This window comes from Shinella sp. GW835-FHT14H05 (assembly GCF_058793575.1).
In genome coordinates, this window is the sequence record NZ_JBXAFY010000006.1 from 235,562 (window position 1) to 252,289 (window position 16,728).

General features: G+C 64.3%; 17 protein-coding genes. 12 read left to right on the plus strand and 5 right to left on the minus strand.

The annotated features are described in order from the left end of the window. Positions 1-24: 24 nt before the first annotated feature. The 4 genes from AC1Q6Z_RS19745 to hemB all read right to left on the minus strand — a co-directional run bounded on the left by AC1Q6Z_RS19745 (position 25) and on the right by hemB (position 3,586). A complete protein-coding gene (locus AC1Q6Z_RS19745; RefSeq protein ID WP_439616998.1) occupies positions 25-942 on the minus strand; it encodes a DMT family transporter in 918 nt (305 codons plus the stop codon). 14 nt (positions 943-956) lie between these two features. Further along, the gene (locus tag AC1Q6Z_RS19750; protein WP_256118891.1) at positions 957-1,727 is read right to left on the minus strand and encodes an arginyltransferase; all 771 of its coding nucleotides are present in this window, start codon (positions 1,725-1,727) and stop codon (positions 957-959) included. A 145-nt stretch (positions 1,728-1,872) separates the two neighbouring features. After that, positions 1,873-2,337, minus strand: coding sequence for an RDD family protein (locus AC1Q6Z_RS19755; RefSeq protein ID WP_256118892.1), 465 nt, complete (start codon positions 2,335-2,337; stop codon positions 1,873-1,875). Between the two features lie 232 nt (positions 2,338-2,569). Further along, entirely contained in the window at positions 2,570-3,586 is a 1,017-nt protein-coding gene (hemB, locus tag AC1Q6Z_RS19760) for a porphobilinogen synthase (RefSeq protein ID WP_439616999.1), read from the minus strand. Between the two features lie 155 nt (positions 3,587-3,741). Here hemB and AC1Q6Z_RS19765 point away from each other — a divergent pair, with 155 nt between their 5' ends. The 8 genes from AC1Q6Z_RS19765 (at position 3,742) to AC1Q6Z_RS19800 (ending at position 11,456) form a co-directional block, all read left to right on the plus strand. After that, positions 3,742-4,179 (plus strand): DUF6163 family protein, encoded by a 438-nt coding sequence (locus AC1Q6Z_RS19765; protein ID WP_256118895.1) that lies wholly within the window; start codon positions 3,742-3,744, stop codon positions 4,177-4,179. Between the two features lie 130 nt (positions 4,180-4,309). Then, the gene (ldtR, locus tag AC1Q6Z_RS19770) at positions 4,310-4,822 is read left to right on the plus strand and encodes a transcriptional regulator LdtR (protein ID WP_256118896.1); all 513 of its coding nucleotides are present in this window, start codon (positions 4,310-4,312) and stop codon (positions 4,820-4,822) included. Between the two features lie 289 nt (positions 4,823-5,111). Beyond that, on the plus strand, positions 5,112-6,434 hold the full coding sequence (locus tag AC1Q6Z_RS19775) for a L,D-transpeptidase family protein (RefSeq protein ID WP_256118897.1): 1,323 nt from the start codon (positions 5,112-5,114) through the stop codon (positions 6,432-6,434). Between the two features lie 193 nt (positions 6,435-6,627). Beyond that, complete coding sequence (gene glyA, locus AC1Q6Z_RS19780; protein WP_256118898.1) at positions 6,628-7,926, plus strand: serine hydroxymethyltransferase; 1,299 nt, start codon at positions 6,628-6,630, stop codon at positions 7,924-7,926. Positions 7,927-7,992: 66 nt separating this feature from the next. Further along, the gene (gene nrdR, locus AC1Q6Z_RS19785; RefSeq protein ID WP_319311457.1) at positions 7,993-8,472 is read left to right on the plus strand and encodes a transcriptional regulator NrdR; all 480 of its coding nucleotides are present in this window, start codon (positions 7,993-7,995) and stop codon (positions 8,470-8,472) included. After that, a complete protein-coding gene (gene ribD / locus AC1Q6Z_RS19790) occupies positions 8,473-9,570 on the plus strand; it encodes a bifunctional diaminohydroxyphosphoribosylaminopyrimidine deaminase/5-amino-6-(5-phosphoribosylamino)uracil reductase RibD (protein ID WP_492648974.1) in 1,098 nt (365 codons plus the stop codon). Further along, entirely contained in the window at positions 9,570-10,187 is a 618-nt protein-coding gene (locus tag AC1Q6Z_RS19795; protein WP_492648975.1) for a riboflavin synthase, read from the plus strand. The genes ribD and AC1Q6Z_RS19795 overlap by 1 nt, the downstream gene beginning before the upstream one ends. 132 nt (positions 10,188-10,319) lie before the next feature. Further along, entirely contained in the window at positions 10,320-11,456 is a 1,137-nt protein-coding gene (locus tag AC1Q6Z_RS19800) for a GGDEF domain-containing protein (RefSeq protein WP_492648976.1), read from the plus strand. 6 nt (positions 11,457-11,462) lie between these two features. Here AC1Q6Z_RS19800 and AC1Q6Z_RS19805 read toward each other — a convergent pair whose 3' ends face one another. After that, positions 11,463-11,966 carry a cupin domain-containing protein gene (locus AC1Q6Z_RS19805; RefSeq protein WP_492648977.1) on the minus strand — a complete coding sequence of 168 codons (504 nt, stop codon included), beginning with the start codon at positions 11,964-11,966 and terminating at the stop codon, positions 11,463-11,465. A gap of 198 nt (positions 11,967-12,164) precedes the next feature. Between AC1Q6Z_RS19805 and ribH the strand changes: the two genes are divergently transcribed. The 4 genes from ribH (at position 12,165) to AC1Q6Z_RS19825 (ending at position 16,678) form a co-directional block, all read left to right on the plus strand. Continuing rightward, positions 12,165-12,626: a 6,7-dimethyl-8-ribityllumazine synthase gene (gene ribH, locus AC1Q6Z_RS19810; RefSeq protein ID WP_492648978.1), complete on the plus strand. Its 462-nt coding sequence runs from the start codon at positions 12,165-12,167 to the stop codon at positions 12,624-12,626. Beyond that, on the plus strand, positions 12,623-13,105 hold the full coding sequence (nusB, locus tag AC1Q6Z_RS19815) for a transcription antitermination factor NusB (protein WP_256118905.1): 483 nt from the start codon (positions 12,623-12,625) through the stop codon (positions 13,103-13,105). Before ribH ends, nusB begins: the two co-directional genes overlap by 4 nt. Before the next feature lie 14 nt (positions 13,106-13,119). Continuing rightward, on the plus strand, positions 13,120-14,346 hold the full coding sequence (locus tag AC1Q6Z_RS19820; RefSeq protein ID WP_492648979.1) for an MFS transporter: 1,227 nt from the start codon (positions 13,120-13,122) through the stop codon (positions 14,344-14,346). Positions 14,347-14,542: 196 nt separating this feature from the next. Continuing rightward, positions 14,543-16,678, plus strand: a complete 2,136-nt coding sequence (locus AC1Q6Z_RS19825; protein ID WP_439617004.1) for a sodium-translocating pyrophosphatase — start codon at positions 14,543-14,545, stop codon at positions 16,676-16,678. Positions 16,679-16,728: the final 50 nt, after the last annotated feature.

The following is a 16,728-nucleotide window of genomic DNA, read 5'->3' on the forward strand; positions in this document are numbered from 1 at the left end:
CACGGCATGCCGCCAATCTCAACCTCACCCCGTAAACGGAAACTCCGCCGCCGGGTCGCCTTGCCGGGCGGCGCGGGATTTTGAGCGCATCTGCCAGAGGGAATGGGCAAGCAGGGCGAGGATGAGGATGGAGCCGCCGATCAGGGTTTGGGTGGTGGGGGTTTCGGCAAAGACAATCCAGACCCAGATGGGGGCGAGCACGGTCTCGACCAGGTAGAACATGCCCACTTCGGGTGCCGAGAGGTAGCGCGGGCCGGTGGCGAGGCACCAGAAGGCGAGGGGCAGCAGCACCAGGCCGTTGAAGAGGATGTAGACCGGTTCGGCGACCGTCAGGCCGCCGGAGGGAAGACAGAACAGCGCGACGACCCCTGAGAGCACGGCGGCGACGAGCGGCACGAAGCCCATGTCGGCGCCGCTTCTGCGGCTGAGCGTCAGGGCGATGGCCAGCAGGAAGGCCGAACAGGCGGCCATGGCGTCGCCGAAGACGTTTCCGCTCGAAAGCCCGTCATGCACGATCAGCAACACACCGGCGACCATGGCGGCCATGGTGAGAAGCGTCGCGTTGCTCGGTCGCTCTCCCAGGAAGATCCAGGAGAGGATTGCCGCGAACATCGAGGTGAAGGCTAGGATGAAGACGACATTGGCCGTCGTCGTGTTGAACACCGCCAACATGAAGGTCAGCCCGTTGATGCCGTAGACCAGGCCGATCAGCAGGCCGATGCGGCCGGGAATGAGCACCGTCTTGCGGCGGAACACGAAATTCAGAACGGCCCAAAGAACGAGCGCCATCACGAAGACCGAGATATTGCGCAGGACGACCATCGACCAGACGTCACCGTCGGCGGAGCGGATCAGCGGGATGTCGAAGGAGAGGGCAAGGCCGCCGATGGCGGTGATGAGAAGCCCCTTGCGATGAAGGGCCGGGTCATTCTTCTGGGACAAGGCGGCAATCGATTCTACGGCTGGGGTTCGCTATTTTCCCCATCATAGCGCTCCCAGCCGCGCGGCATCAGGTGTTCCTGCGGCAAAAACTTTGTTTTGTAGTCCATTTTGCGCGAACCCTTGACCCAATAGCCGAGATAGACATGCGGCAGGCCGAGCGCCTGGGCGCGGCGGATGTGGTCGAGGATCATGAAGGTGCCGAGCGAGCGTTCGGCGCGTTCCGGATTGTAGAAGGAATAGACCATCGAAAGGCCGTCGCCCATGCGGTCGGTGAGCGCTACGGCCAGCAGCTCGCCCTGCGGGCGCTCCTGAAGGCCGGAGCCTTCCTCGCGCAGGCGGTATTCGATGATCTTGGTGTGCACATGGGTGTCCTCCACCATCATCGCATAGTCGAGCACCGACATGTCCGACATGCCGCCCTTCTGGTGGCGGGCGTCGAGATAGGTGCGAAACAGCGAATATTGCTCGCTGGAGGGCTCGGCCGGATATTCGTGCGAGATAAGATCGGCATTCGTCGCCTGCACCCGGCGCATGGATCGGCGCGGTTCGAACTCGTTGACAAGGATGCGCACGGAAATGCAGGCGCGGCAGGTTTCGCAGGCCGGGCGGTAGGCGATGTTCTGCGAGCGGCGGAAGCCGCCCTGGGTCAGGAGGTCGTTCAGCTCCGGCGCGCGTTCACCCACCAGATGGGTAAACACCTTCCTCTCCATCTCCTGCGGCAGATAGGGGCAAGCCGCCGGCGCGGTGAGATAGAACTGCGGAGAGGATGTTGCCTGCGTATTCATCGGCCGTGAGGCGACTCCGTCGTGTGACACTTCTATGCCAATACCATGGCCTAGTTCGAAAAAAGGTCAACTGGCGCATGACCCTTCAAACCGCAATCGGTTTGCGATCATGCGCCGAACGGAGGGTCCTGGCCAGTCCGTTCCCTCAATAGCGGTCGCGGCGGACCACCACGGTGCCGAGCAGCAGGTCGTGCAGCAGGCGCCCGCGATCGGTGAAGAGGCCGACGAGCACGATGAACGGCGTCAGCACCGCATTGCCGATCCAGAACAGCACGAGATGCACGATGGCCGTCAGGAAATCGACCGGCCGGCCGTCGGTGCGGGCAAGTGCGAGGCCCATCACGTTCATGCCGGCACTCGCCTGGCTCGGGCCGCCCATCGTCAGGCCGAAATAGAGCATGGCGACGATGGCGAAGAGCGCCGGATAGAGGAAGAAGCCGAGGCCGAGCGTCAGGATGCCGAGGAAGAACACGATGACGGCGGCCGGAACCCACAGCAGCGCGACGATCGCATAGTCGATCAGAAACGCAAAGATCCGGCGCGACAGCACGCCGCGATAGGCCTGCCAATCCGTCGTCGGAACCCGCGTTTCATTAAAGTCGGCGCTCATCTCATTGTCTCCCGAATGGAACATGCCTGTTATATGGGGAGGCTCTTTGGGGAAAACAACGGTGATTGGGATTGGGGCGTATGCCCCTCATCCGGCCTGCCGGCCACCTTCTCCCCGCAAGTGGGGCGAAGGGGATATGCCGCGCCGTTTTCCTAACTCTCTGCCGTAGAGTTGGGCGCGCCCCCTCTCCCTGCTTGCGGGGAAAGGGCTAGGGTGAGGGGCAAATCAGATTTCAGCCCTTGCGGGCGAGATGCCGCGCCACGTCCATCGCGAAATAGGTCAGGATACCGTCACACCCGGCGCGCTTGAAAGCGAGGAGGGTTTCCAGCATGACGCGTTCGCCGTCGATCCAGCCGTTCATCGCGGCGGCCTTGATCTGGCTGTATTCGCCGGAAACCTGATAGGCGAAGACCGGGAGGCTGAAGGCCTCCTTCATGCGCCAACAGATGTCGAGATAGGGCAGGCCGGGCTTGACCATCAGCATGTCGGCGCCTTCTTCGACGTCCAGCGCCGCGTCGCGCATCGCTTCGGTGCCGTTGGCGGGGTCGATGTAATAGGTCTTCTTGTCGCCCTTCAAGAGCCCGCCGGTGCCGATCGCATCGCGATAGGGACCGTAGAAGGCGGAGGCGAACTTCGTCGCATAGGCCATGATGCCGACATTCTGGTGGCCCGCGGCATCGAGCGCCCGGCGGATCGCGCCGACCCGGCCGTCCATCATCTCGGACGGCGCGATGATGTCGGAGCCGGCATCGGCCTGGAGCACGGCGGCCTTCGCCACTAGCTCGACCGTCTCGTCGTTGACGATGACATCGCCGCGCAGCACGCCGTCATGGCCATGGCTGGTGAAGGGATCGAGCGCGACATCGGTGATGACGCCGATGTTCGGCACCGCCTTCTTGATGGCGCGGGTCGCCTCGTTGATCAGGTTGTCGGCGGCAAGACAGTGGGAGCCCGTCTCGTCGCGCAGGCTCATCTCGATGTTCGGGAAGGTGGCGAGGGCCGGAATGCCGAGATCGGCGGCTTCCTTGGCGGCTTCCACGAGCCTGTCGATGCTCATGCGGTTGACGCCCGGCATGGCGGCGACCGGATCGACGACGTTGGTGCCCGGCACCACGAAGACCGGCCAGATGAGGTCATCGACCGTCAGGCGGTTTTCCTGCACGAGGCGGCGCGTCCAGTCGGCCTTCCGGTTGCGCCGCATGCGGCGGTGGCCGGTGATCTCGTCGACGATGTTCCTGCTGCCGGTCATGATGTTTCTTCCCTTGCATGGGTCCTTTGCCGCCTCCTTATCACGCAAAAACCATCGATCAAATCGCGAGCGGTGAGGGGGCCTGCGGCATATGGCCGTGCATGACGGATTTTGCGGGCTTTATACCAGCCTACCTTGCCCTTACTGTCCGCGCCATGGTTGCTGATTCTGCCAAGGGCCCGAGATCTAGCCTGACCGAAACGCTGTTCGTGCTGTTCCTGCGGCTCGTGGCGCTCGGCTCGCTGTGGTTCGCGTTGCAATATTGGGCGATGCTGACCGGCGTCTCCTTCAACGGGCAGGGGCGCTTCGATCTTCTGCCGCCCGCGTGGAAGGCGGCCTATACGGCGCTGGCCGTCCTGTTCCCGGTCGCGGCCGTCGGGCTCTGGCTTCTGGTGTCCTGGGGGCCGGTGATCTGGCTCATTGCGGCGGCCACCGAAATCGCCATGCACGAGGCCTATCCGTCCATTTTCGGCATCGACCGGCTGCTGGTTTTCATGCATGCCGCAATCGCCATCGTCTTCGTGCTTTTCCGCCTCGCGCTCTTCATCCAGCGCCGCCGCCAGGCCCGCACGGTAAGAACTGATTCACCCTGAGACAGGGTCGCCTTCCGGTAAGGCGCTGTTAAGCCTGCGGTTTAAGTAGAATTTTAGATGCATTCGTTAGGTTCTCACTCAAGGCGGGAAAACAAACCACACCGCCAAACAAAACAGTGAGGCAGTAACCATGAACACCAAGATGAAGCCGCAGCAGGCCCCCGTCGTCGACCCGCAGGAAGACGCGATCCGCAACCTCTATCTGGAATCCCTCCACCTCGTCGAGCGTCTGCACCGTCGCCTGCTCGATGTGATCAAGGACGAGTTCGACCGTGGCGGTCGCTCCGACGTCAACGCCGTCCAGGCGCTGCTCCTCTTCAACATCGGCAATTCGGAACTGACGGCAGGCGAGCTGCGCTCCCGCGGCTACTACCTCGGCTCGAACGTCTCCTACAACGTCAAGAAGCTGGTCGACCTCGGCTTCATCAACCACCAGCGCTCGCGCATCGACCGTCGTTCGGTCCGCATCAGCCTGACGGAAAGCGGCCAGGAAATCGCCGAAACCGTCGCCAAGCTCTATGAGCGCCACATCGGCTCGATCCAGAAGGTCGGCGGCATCGGCGAAGGCGAATTCAACCAGATGAACAAGCTGCTCCAGCGCCTCGATCGCTTCTGGAACGACTCGATCCTCTACCGCCTGTAATCGTCGCGCGACAGTTTCGACCTCCTCCCTAAAAGCCGGCCGCGTTCCCTGCGCGTCCGGCTTTTCGCGTTTTGCGGCTGGCACTTGCGGGCCGCCGTGCCCGCCGAGACACGAATTGGCCATATTGCTGTGACACCCGGACAGTGGGGTTTGAGGTATGCGCGGGCGGCAGGGCCGGTTTGCGTTTGTTAACCCTGTTCGTGATAGCTGCATCGGGTATGGACCTTTTGGGTCGCCGTGCCACGTGCACCTCGCCGCCTTTCGCGGCGCTCAGGAGATGGTAGGATAAATGTCTCGCAAAACCGGATTTGATGTGTTCTCGCGCCGCGCATTCCTGCGCTCTGCCGCAACCTTCGGCGCCGCCGCAGTGGCCGGCCAGGCGCTCGCCCAGACGGCGCTCGACGACATCCTCAATGCTCCGCGCCGCGGCAACTGGGACGACCAGTTCGACGCCGAGGCATCGCGCACTGCCACCGCCGTCGTCTCCAACAACCCGATCTTCGGCTCCGGAAGCTCCGGCTACCTGCAGCAGGCGATCATGGATTACCAGAACATCGTGTCGAGCGGCGGCTGGCCGACCATCAACACGCAGCAGAAGCTTGAAATGGGCGTCGCCGACCCGGCTGTGGCGCAGCTGCGCCAGCGCCTGATCATCTCCGGCGACCTGCCGCGCTCCGCCGGCACGAACGGCGCCTTCGATTCCTACGTGGACGGCGCCGTCAAGCGCTTCCAGGCCCGCCATGGCCTGCCGTCCGACGGTGCCGTCGGCGAATATACGCTGAAGGCGCTCAACGTTCCGGCCGATACCCGCCTCGGCCAGCTCCAGACGAACCTCGTTCGCCTCCAGGCCATGTCCGGCGACCTCGGCCGCCGTTACGTCATGGTCAACATCCCGGCCGCCTATATCGAGGCCGTCGAGAGTGGCCGCGTCGCCTCGCGCCACACCGCCATCGTCGGCAAGATCGACCGCCAGTCGCCGGTGCTGAATTCCAAGATCTACGAAGTGATCCTCAACCCTTACTGGACCGCGCCGCGCTCGATCATCCAGAAGGACATCATGCCGCTGATGCGCAAGGATCCGACCTACCTGTCGCGCAACTCGATCCGCCTGTTCGACGGCAATGGCGGCGAAGTCTCGCCGGAGACGGTCGACTGGAACGCCGAAAAGGCGCCGAACCTGATGTTCCGCCAGGACCCGGGCAAGATCAACGCCATGTCTTCCACGAAGATCAACTTTCACAACGAACACCAGGTCTACATGCACGACACGCCCCAGCAGGGCCTGTTCAACAAGCTGATGCGCTTCGAATCGTCGGGCTGCGTGCGCGTGCAAAACGTGCGCGACCTTTCGGTGTGGCTGCTCAAGGACACGCCCGGCTGGTCGCGCTCGCAGATGGAATCGACCATCAAGAGCGGCGTCAACACGCCGATCAAGCTGGCGGAAGAAGTGCCGGTGTTCTTCACCTACATCACCGCCTGGTCGGCCAAGGACCGCGTCGTGCAGTTCCGCGACGATATCTACCAGAAGGACGGCGCCACCGAACTCGCCCTCCAGACCAACTACAACCAGGAAGGCGGCCAGGCCGTCGACAGCGACCTGTTGCCGCAATAAGGCCATTCGTCGTACTTTTTCAAAGGCCCCGCTTCCGAAAGGAATGCGGGGCCTTGCTGTTTTCAGGCATTTGGCGGCTTGTCGTTTTTGTCTCATAACGCGCGCGGAAATGGCGCAAACCGTGGAGCGGATATTGCCCTTGCCATGCGAGGACGATAAACACCGTGCCACCCACCCTTAAGGAGCCTCGAGGATGAGCAATTCTTCCGCTACCGACGTTTTCTTCACGCGTTCCCTTGCCGATACCGATCCGGAAATTTTCGGCTCCATCCAGAAGGAACTCGGTCGCCAGCGCCACGAGATCGAACTGATCGCCTCGGAAAACATCGTTTCGCGCGCCGTGCTCGAAGCCCAGGGCTCGATCATGACGAACAAGTACGCTGAAGGCTATCCGGGCAAGCGCTATTACGGCGGCTGCCAGTTCGTCGACATCGCCGAGGAACTCGCCATCGAGCGTGCGAAAAAGCTGTTCGGTGTCGATTTCGCCAATGTCCAGCCGAATTCCGGTTCGCAGATGAACCAGGCCGTCTTCCTCGCGCTGCTCCAGCCGGGCGATACCTTCATGGGCCTCGACCTCAATTCGGGCGGCCACCTGACGCATGGTTCGCCGGTCAACATGTCCGGCAAGTGGTTCAACGTCGTGTCCTACGGCGTGCGCGAAGAAGACCACCTGCTCGATATGGACGACGTCGCCGAGAAGGCGCGCAAGAACAAGCCGAAGCTCATCATCGCCGGCGGCACCGCCTATTCTCGCATCTGGGACTGGAAGCGCTTCCGCGAGATCGCCGATGAAGTTGGCGCCTATCTGATGGTCGACATGGCGCACATTGCCGGCCTCGTCGCCGGTGGCCAGCACCCGTCGCCGTTCCCGCATTGCCACGTTGCCACGACCACCACGCACAAGTCGCTGCGCGGCCCGCGCGGCGGCATCGTTCTGACGAACGACGCGGAAATCGCCAAGAAGATCAACTCGGCCGTCTTCCCGGGTCTCCAGGGCGGCCCGCTGATGCACATCATCGCCGCCAAGGCCGTTGCCTTCGGCGAGGCGCTGCAGCCGGAGTTCCAGGACTACGCGGCACAGGTCGTCAAGAACGCCAAGGCGCTGGCCGAAACCCTGAAGGCCGGCGGCCTCGACATCGTCTCGGGCGGCACCGACAACCACCTGATGCTGGTCGACCTGCGCAAGAAGAACGCGACCGGCAAGCGCGCGGAAGCCGCTCTCGGCCGCGCCTATGTCACCTGCAACAAGAACGGCATCCCCTTCGACCCTGAAAAGCCGTTCGTCACCTCGGGCGTGCGTCTCGGCACGCCGGCGGGCACGACCCGCGGCTTCAAGGAAGCCGAGTTCCAGGAAATCGGCAACCTGATCGTCGAGGTTCTCGACGGCCTGAAGGTCGCCAATTCCGACGAGGGCAATGCCGCGGTGGAAGCGGCCGTTCGGGAAAAGGTCGTCAAGCTGACGGACCGCTTCCCGATGTACACCTATATGTAAGGCAGCAGTTCCAGGAAAAGTGTCGCGCGGTTTTCCGTCCGGAACTGCGCAAAACAAGGAGACTTCATGCGCTGCCCCTATTGCGGTTCGGAAGATACGCAGGTGAAGGATTCCCGTCCGGCTGAGGACGGGGCCGCCATTCGCCGTCGGCGTATCTGCCCGGATTGCGGCGGTCGGTTCACGACCTTTGAACGGGTGCAGTTGCGTGAGCTCATGGTCGCCAAGAAGACGGGCCGCAAGGCCCCCTTCGACCGCGACAAGCTGCTTCGATCCTTCGAGATCGCGCTTCGCAAGCGGCCCGTCGACCGGGACCGCATCGAACGCGCGGTGTCGGGCATCGTCCGCCGGCTGGAAAGCTCCGGCGAGACGGAAATTTCGTCCGAAGAGATCGGTCTTCAGGTGCTGGAAGCGCTGAAGGCGCTCGATGACGTGGCCTTCGTGCGCTACGCTTCGGTCTATCGCGACTTCTCCCATGTCGACGATTTCGAGAAGATCCTCGCCGAGGTCTCCGCCAAGATCGCCCGCGACCCGGGCGTCGACAGCTAGATGTCCGGCGGTGCCGACGATAAGCGGTTCATGGCAGCGGCGATCCGCCTCTGCCGCCGCAATCTCGGCCTGACCGCCACCAACCCTTCCGTCGCCTGCCTTATCGTCAAGGACGGGGTGATCCTCGGTTCCGCCGTCACCGCGCCGGGCGGGCGGCCGCATGCCGAAACGCAGGCGCTGGCCGAAGCGGGCGAAGCCGCACACGGCGCGACCGCCTATGTCACGCTTGAACCCTGTTCGCATCACGGCAAGACGCCGCCCTGCGCCGATGCGCTGATCGCCGCCGGCGTCGCCCGCGTCGTCGTCTCGGTGACCGATCCGGACGAGCGGGTGGCGGGCAGGGGGCTTTCGATGCTGCGCGATGCCGGCATTGCGGTCGAGACCGGTGTTCTGGAGGCGGAAGGCCGGGAAGCGCTCGCCGCCTATCTGACGCGGCAGACGAAGAAGCGGCCTTATGTGACTCTGAAGCTTGCCGTTTCCGCCGATGGCATGCTCGGCCGGCTCGGCACGGGACAGGTGGCGATCACCGGGCCGGTATCGCGCGGGCAGGTGCATGTTCTGCGCGCCGAGACGGACGCGATCCTCGTCGGCATCGGCACGGCGCTCGCCGACGACCCGGAACTGACCTGCCGCCTGCCGGGGCTCGAAGCCCGCTCGCCGGTGCGCATCGTGCTCGACCCGCGGCTGGAACTGCCGGTGGCCTCGAAACTTGCGCGCACGGCGCGGGAGGTTCCGGTCATCGCGGTCACGACGAAGGAAAGCGCGCATGATCCCGCCCTTGCCGCCCGGCACGAAACGCTGGAAGCCGAGGGCGTCGAGGTGCTGACCTGCGATCCGCGTCGGCTCGACGCATTGCTGGCCGCACTCGCGACGCGCGGCATTTCCTCGCTTCTGGTCGAAGGCGGCGCGCGGGCAGCGCGCTCGTTCCTCGATGCGGGCCTCGTCGACCGCATCCTGCTGTTTAACGGCGCGGGCACCGTTGGCAAAGAAGGGGTCGCATCCCCATTTGTCTCCGGGCGGATGCCGGACGGGTTTTCGCTCCGCCGCACGGCGCATTACGGCGCGGATAGTTTGCAAGAATACGAAAGAGACGATTGATGTTTACCGGCATTGTCACGGATATCGGAACGGTCGAGACGGTCGAGCCCATGAACGAGGGCGTTCGCCTGCGCGTGCGCACCGCCTACGACCCCGCCACCATCCCCATGGGCGCCTCGATTGCCCATTCGGGCACCTGCCTCACCGTCACGGCGCTGCCGGAAGAGGGCTCCAACGCCCGCTGGTTCGAGGTCGAGGCTTGGGAAGAGGCGCTGCGGCTGACCACCATTGCCGGCTGGAAGGCCGGGACGAAGATCAATCTCGAACGGTCTCTCAAGATCGGCGACGAGCTTGGCGGCCACATCGTTTCCGGCCATGTCGACGGCAAGGCGGAAATCCTGTCGGTCGAGGCCGAGGGCGACGCCACGCGCTTCCGCATCCGTGCTCCGGAAGGCCTGGAGCGCTTCGTCGCGCCCAAGGGCTCCGTCGCGCTCGACGGCACCTCGCTCACCGTGAACGCCGTCGATGGCGCGGTCTTCGACGTGCTCCTCATCCGCCACACGCTGGAAGTCACCACCTGGGGCGAGCGCAAGGCCGGCGATTTCGTCAATTTCGAAGTCGACACGATGGCGCGTTACGCGGCGCGGCTTGCGGAGTTTCCCGCCCCGAAAGCGTGACGGTGGCGTGACACTTTCGATGCCGTTACGCATCGCGACAGCAGGCGTTAAAAATCTGCCGTCCGAAGTAACGATATCGATACCTCTCGCTTCCTAGTGTGCTGGCATCGGACTTTTGGAGACCGTTGCCGCATGGCGCCTGACTACCACACCCTCCTGCTGGCGATCGGGCTTGCGGGCTTCTGCCTGTCGGCGACGCTGTTCGCCTCATGGATGTCGGCGCGTGTCGAGCGGTTCCTCCTGTCCTGGGCGATCGGCATCGGCTGCATCGTGCCGGCGGTGGGGGTCTACAGCCTCTATATCGACGGGGTGAACGTTGCCGTCGGTTGCCTTGCCTTCCTGCTACAATTCTTGGGCTTCTCCTTCATCTATGGCGCCGCCTACCGGTTCCGCTCCGGCAACAGGGCGCGCCGGCGCATCGTGGCTTTGTTCCTCGCCAGCTCGGCCGTGGCCCTGCCGCTGCTGATCGCCGGCTACGACGGTCTCGGCTTCATCGCGCTCAACCTGTTGCTGGTCGGATGCCTTACCGCGACGGCCTGGGAATATTGGCGCGCCCGGCAGGAAGCGCCCCTGCCGCTGACCGGCATCGTCATCCTCTATCTGCTGACGGCACTCTCCTTCCTGCTCTGCGCCGGCGTGCTCATCCACGACGGCAAGTGGGTGATGGGCCATGCGCCGGATAACTGGGCGGAAAACCTCAATCTCATCGCCGCGATCATGGGCATTACCGGCATCGGCGCCATGTCGCTGGCGCTTAACCAGTGGCGCGTCGCCGGCAGCCACCAGCGCGCCGCCATGACCGACCCGCTGACCGGCCTGCTCAACCGCCGCGCCCTCTTCGACCGCTACGGCGACATGCCAGTGCGCGAAAATGGCGCCGCGATCGCCTTCGACCTCGACAATTTCAAGTCGGTCAACGACCGCCACGGCCATGCGGCCGGCGATGCTGTGCTGACCGCTTTTGCCGATATCCTGCGCGACGCCTGCGGCGCCTCAGCCTGCATCGCCCGCCTCGGCGGCGAAGAATTCATCGTCGTGCTCGACCGCACCTTGCCGGACCGCGCGCAGCGCATCGCCGAGCGCATCCGCGAGGATTTCGCCTCAAAACTCATTCCCATCGGCGGCCGCTCCATCACCTGCACCGTCAGCGCCGGCATCGCCTTTGGCAGCGAGGAGGGCGTCAGCTTCGATTCCCTGCTCAGCAATGCCGACAAGGCGCTCTACATGTCGAAGCGCAACGGCCGCAACCGCGTCTCGCTCGCCGCCTGAAGTGCCTCACGCGCCGGGCTCGCCCTCCCAGTAGTCGATGGTTTCACCCGCGCGCGCCATGGCGCGGAACTCCGTCCTGCCGCCGGTGGCAAGACGTGTCTTGGCCAGGAATTTCCCAGAATCCGGATATTCGCAGATCTCGGTCGCTGCCATGGACGAGATCGACAGGTATTTCAGCGGCACCGTGCCCGTATTGATGATCTGGTGCGCCGTCTCCGCCCCGCCGGCCGGTGCGCCGAGCACGTCACCAGGGCCGACGAGATGCCGCTCGTCGCCGTAACGATAGGTGCCGTGGCCTTCGAGGATGACGAAAAGCTCGTCCTCGACATGATGGCTGTGAAAGGGACAGCCGGACTTGCCGGGTGGCACCTCGCCATAGCCGATGCCGAGGTCTTTCAGGCCGAGAACCGCGCCGAAGGATGCGTCGCGGGACTCGTAGAGCGAGCCCTGCGTCCAGTGCTCCAACTCCAGCTTTGCGAGGGTGACGATCGGCGGTTTGCGGTCATCCATTGTTTTCTCCTCTGCCGGCCTTGACATATCGTTCACTTTTTGTTCATGTCTGTCAACCCCGTTCCAAGCGACAAGGCCCATGCCGGGAGCCGAAATCGCCGGGCGGGGCGGAAAACTCTTGCCAACCATCGCCCGTCGTGGTTTGACCGCCGCCTCTGCCCGCACTTGCGCGGCCTGCCTCCAATTTTCAGGTGATCCATGGCCAACAGCGATAATCCCCATCTCCTCATCGTCGAAGCCCGCTTCTACGATGACATGGCCGATGCGATGCTCGACGGCGCCAAGAACGCCTTGACCACCGCCGGCGCCAGCTACGACGTCGTGACCGTCATGGGCGCGCTCGAAATCCCGGCCGCGATCGCCATGGCGCTCGACGGCATGGAGAACGGCGGCACGTGGTATGATGGTTTCGTGGCACTTGGCATGGTCATCCGCGGCGAGACCTACCATTTCGACATCGTCGCCAATGAATCCAGCCGTGCCCTGATGGACCTCGCCGTCAGCGAGAGCCTGCCGATCGGCAACGGCATCCTGACCGTCGAGAACGATGAGCAGGGCTGGGCGCGGGCGCGGCGTTCGGAAGGCGACAAGGGCGGCTTTGCGGCGCGTGCGGCACTCACGATGATCGAATTGAAGAAGCAACTGGGCGGCGAACAGTGACGACGGACAAGGACCAGCAGCCGGTAAAGCCGGCCAACCAGCGTGGTGCTGCGCGGCTTGCCGCCGTGCAGGCGCTCTACCAGATGGATATCGGCGGCAGCGGCGTGCTTGAGATCGTCGCCGAATACGAGACCCATCGCCTCGGCCAGGAAATCGACGGCGACACCTATCTGAAGGCGGATGCCTCCTGGTTCCGGTCGATCGTCGCGGGCGTCGTGCGCGACCAGCGCCTGCTCGACCCGATGATCGGCGCAGCGCTGCAGGACGACTGGGCGCTGTCGCGGCTCGATTCCACCGTGCGCGCCATTCTGCGCGCCGGCACTTTCGAGCTGAAGGAACGCAAGGACGTGCCGATCGCCGTGATCGTCACGGAATATGTCGAGATCGCCAAGGCCTTCTTCGACGACGAGGAGCCGAAGCTGGTGAACGCGGTGCTCGACCGCATCGCCAAGCAACTGCGTCCGGATACGCGCAAATAGGTTGGTAGAGTGGCATGAGCACGGGTACGGTCGAAGGTCTTGAACGGGAACTTTCGGCCGCGCGCCGCAATGTCTTCCTCCTGATGTTCGCGCAGGCGCTGCTGGCGTCTGCCGGGCCCATCGCCTTTTCCATCGGCGGCCTTGCCGGTTACAACCTGCTCGGCGCCGACAAGTCGCTCGCGACCGCCCCGCTCACCGCCTTCAATGTCGGCGTGGCGCTCGGTGCGGTGCTCGTCGCCATCGCCGCTCGTTTGCTCGGCCGCACCTATGGTTTCATCGTCGGTGCTCTGCTCGGCGCAGCCGGCGGCCTGATCGCGGCCATCGCGCTCTTCCGCGGCGATTTCTGGCTCTTTGCTTTCGGCTTCGTCTTCATCGGCATTTCCGGCGGTTTCGCGCAGAAAATCCGTTTCGCGGCCGCCGATGCCTCGCCGTCCTTCTACAAGCCGCGCGCTATTTCCTGGATTCTCGCCGGCGGCGTCATTTCCGCCGTGCTCGGCCCCCAGGTGGTCATCCTCACCAAGGACGTGTTCGAGCCGGTACTGTTTGCCGGCGCCTTCGTGGCGCTGGCGCCGCTCTGCCTTGCCGCCATCGTGCTCTTCCTGTTCCTGCGCCTGCCGGATCACAAGGCGGCAGCGGTCGCCACCGGCTTGCCCGTCCGGCCGCTCCGCGAAATCGTGCTGACCCAGCGCTTCGTGACCGGCATGATCTGCGGCATCTCCTCCTATGCGCTGATGACCTTCATGATGACCGGCGCGCCGCTCGCCATGGTCATCGGCTGCGGCTTCTCGCCGGAGCTCGCGACGCTCGGCATCCAGTGGCATGTGCTCGCCATGTTCGCGCCGAGCTTCTTCACCGGCATGCTGATCCAGCGTTTCGGCACGGAGAAAATCGTGGCGGCCGGCCTGATCATCCTCATGGCCTGCGCGCTGGTGGCGCATGCGGGCATCGAGCTGTGGAATTTCTGGGGCGCGCTGATCCTGCTCGGCATCGGCTGGAATTTCGGCTTCATCGGCGCCACCGCCATCGTCGCCTCCAGCTACCGGCCGCACGAGGCCGACAAGGTGCAGGGTTTTCACGACATCATCCTGTTCGGCACGGTGGCGCTCGCCTCCTTCTCCTCCGGCAAGGTGTTCAACGCCTATGGCTGGCAGACGATCAACCTGATGTTCTGGCCGATCACCGGCGTCAGCCTGGTCCTCGTGCTTCTCCTGCTGCTGCGCACCCGCGCCGCCACCGTCTAATCGTTTCGCATCCGATCGGCGCCGAAAAATCCAGCGCACAGCACGGCTTGCCGCAGTGCGGCGGCTTGACGCAGCCGATTCGCAAACGCACTCTGGCCGCGCGCCGGCCCCCGCCTTGTGAGGAGGCAAAACGGGGACGGGCGCGAACCGGCCGCAGGGAGAGGACCCGGCGGTCTCCAAGGAGGACAGAGCGAAAATGACCATATTGTTGGGCGTGATCGCATGCGGGTTGCTCTCGGTGGTTTATGCCATCTGGGCGACGCGGTCGGTGCTTGCCGCCGATCAGGGGAATGCCCGCATGCAGGAAATTGCAGGTTATATCCGGGAAGGGGCGCAGGCCTACCTCACCCGGCAATACAAGACCATTGCCATCGTCGGGGTCGTCGTTTTCGTCGGCACCTGGCTACTGCTTTCCGCAACGGCTGCGATCGGTTTCCTGATCGGCGCCGTGCTGTCGGGTGTTGCTGGCTTCATCGGCATGCACGTTTCCGTGCGGGCCAATGTGCGCACGGCACAGGCCGCGTCCGTCAGCCTGTCCTCCGGCCTCGATATTGCCTTCAAGTCGGGCGCGATCACCGGCATGCTGGTGGCGGGCCTCGCCCTTCTCGGCGTCTCGATCTACTACGGCTATCTCACCGCCATCCTCGGCCAGGATCCGGCCTCGCGTGAGGTCATCGATGCGCTGGTGGCGCTCGGCTTCGGCGCCTCGCTGATCTCCATCTTCGCCCGTCTCGGCGGCGGCATCTTCACCAAGGGCGCGGACGTCGGCGGCGATCTCGTCGGCAAGGTGGAAGCCGGTATTCCGGAAGACGACCCGCGTAACCCGGCGACCATCGCCGACAATGTGGGCGACAATGTCGGCGATTGCGCCGGCATGGCCGCCGACCTGTTCGAGACCTATGCGGTGACCGTCGTCGCCACCATGGTTCTCGCGGCGATCTTCTTTGCCGGCGCCCCGGTTCTCGGCACCGCCATGATCTATCCGCTGGCCATCTGCGGCGCCTGCATCATCACCTCGATCATTGGCACCTTCTTCGTCAAGCTCGGCTCGAACGGCTCGATCATGGGCGCCCTCTACCGGGGCCTCATCGTCACGGGCGCGCTGTCGATCCTTGGCCTAGCGGCCGCGACGTCGGTCACCGTCGGCTGGGGTGTCGTCGGCACCGTCGCCGGCAAGGAGATCACCGGCACGAACCTCTTCATCTGCGGCCTGCTCGGCCTCGTGGTGACGGCGCTCATCGTGGTGATCACCGAATATTATACCGGCACCAACAAGCGCCCGGTGAACTCGATCGCCCAGGCATCGGTCACCGGCCACGGCACGAACGTCATCCAGGGCCTCGCGGTCTCACTGGAATCGACGGCACTGCCGGCCATCGTCATCGTCGGCGGCATCATTTCCACCTACCAGTTGGCCGGCCTGTTCGGCACGGGCATCGCCGTCACCGGCATGCTCGGCATCGCCGGCATGATCGTGGCGCTCGATGCCTTCGGCCCGGTCACCGACAATGCCGGCGGCATCGCCGAAATGTCACACCTGCCGCCGGAAGTGCGCAAGTCGACCGACGCGCTCGATGCCGTCGGCAACACGACGAAGGCCGTCACCAAGGGCTATGCGATCGGTTCGGCGGGCCTCGGCGCGCTGGTGCTCTTCGCCGCCTATTCGAACGACCTCGCCTATTTCGCGGCAAACGGGGACAAATATCCGTATTTCGCGGATATGGGGCCGGTCTCCTTCGACCTCTCCAACCCCTATGTCGTTGCCGGCCTGATCTTCGGCGGTCTCATCCCGTATCTCTTCGGCGGCATCGCGATGACCGCCGTCGGCCGTGCGGCTGGCGCCATCGTGGAGGAAGTGCGCAGGCAGTTCCGCGAGAAGCCCGGCATCATGGCCGGCACCGAACGGCCGGACTATGGCCGCGCGGTGGACCTTCTCACCAAGGCGGCGATCCGCGAGATGATCGTGCCCTCGCTGCTGCCGGTGCTGGCGCCGCTCGTCGTCTATTTCGGCGTGCTGCTGATCTCCGGCTCCAAGGCGTCGGCCTTCGCCGCGCTCGGCGCGTCGCTGCTCGGCGTCATCGTCAACGGCCTCTTCGTGGCCATCTCCATGACGTCTGGTGGCGGCGCATGGGACAATGCCAAGAAGAGCTTCGAAGACGGCTTCGTCGACAAGGACGGCCAGCGCCACATGAAGGGTTCCGAGGCCCACAAGGCCTCCGTTACCGGCGATACCGTCGGTGACCCCTACAAGGATACGGCAGGCCCGGCCGTCAACCCGGCGATCAAGATCACCAACATCGTGGCGCTCCTGCTGCTCGCCGTCCTGGCCTGATCGGCAAGACGCACAAAAGAAAACCCCGGGGAGCGATCCCCGGGGTTTTT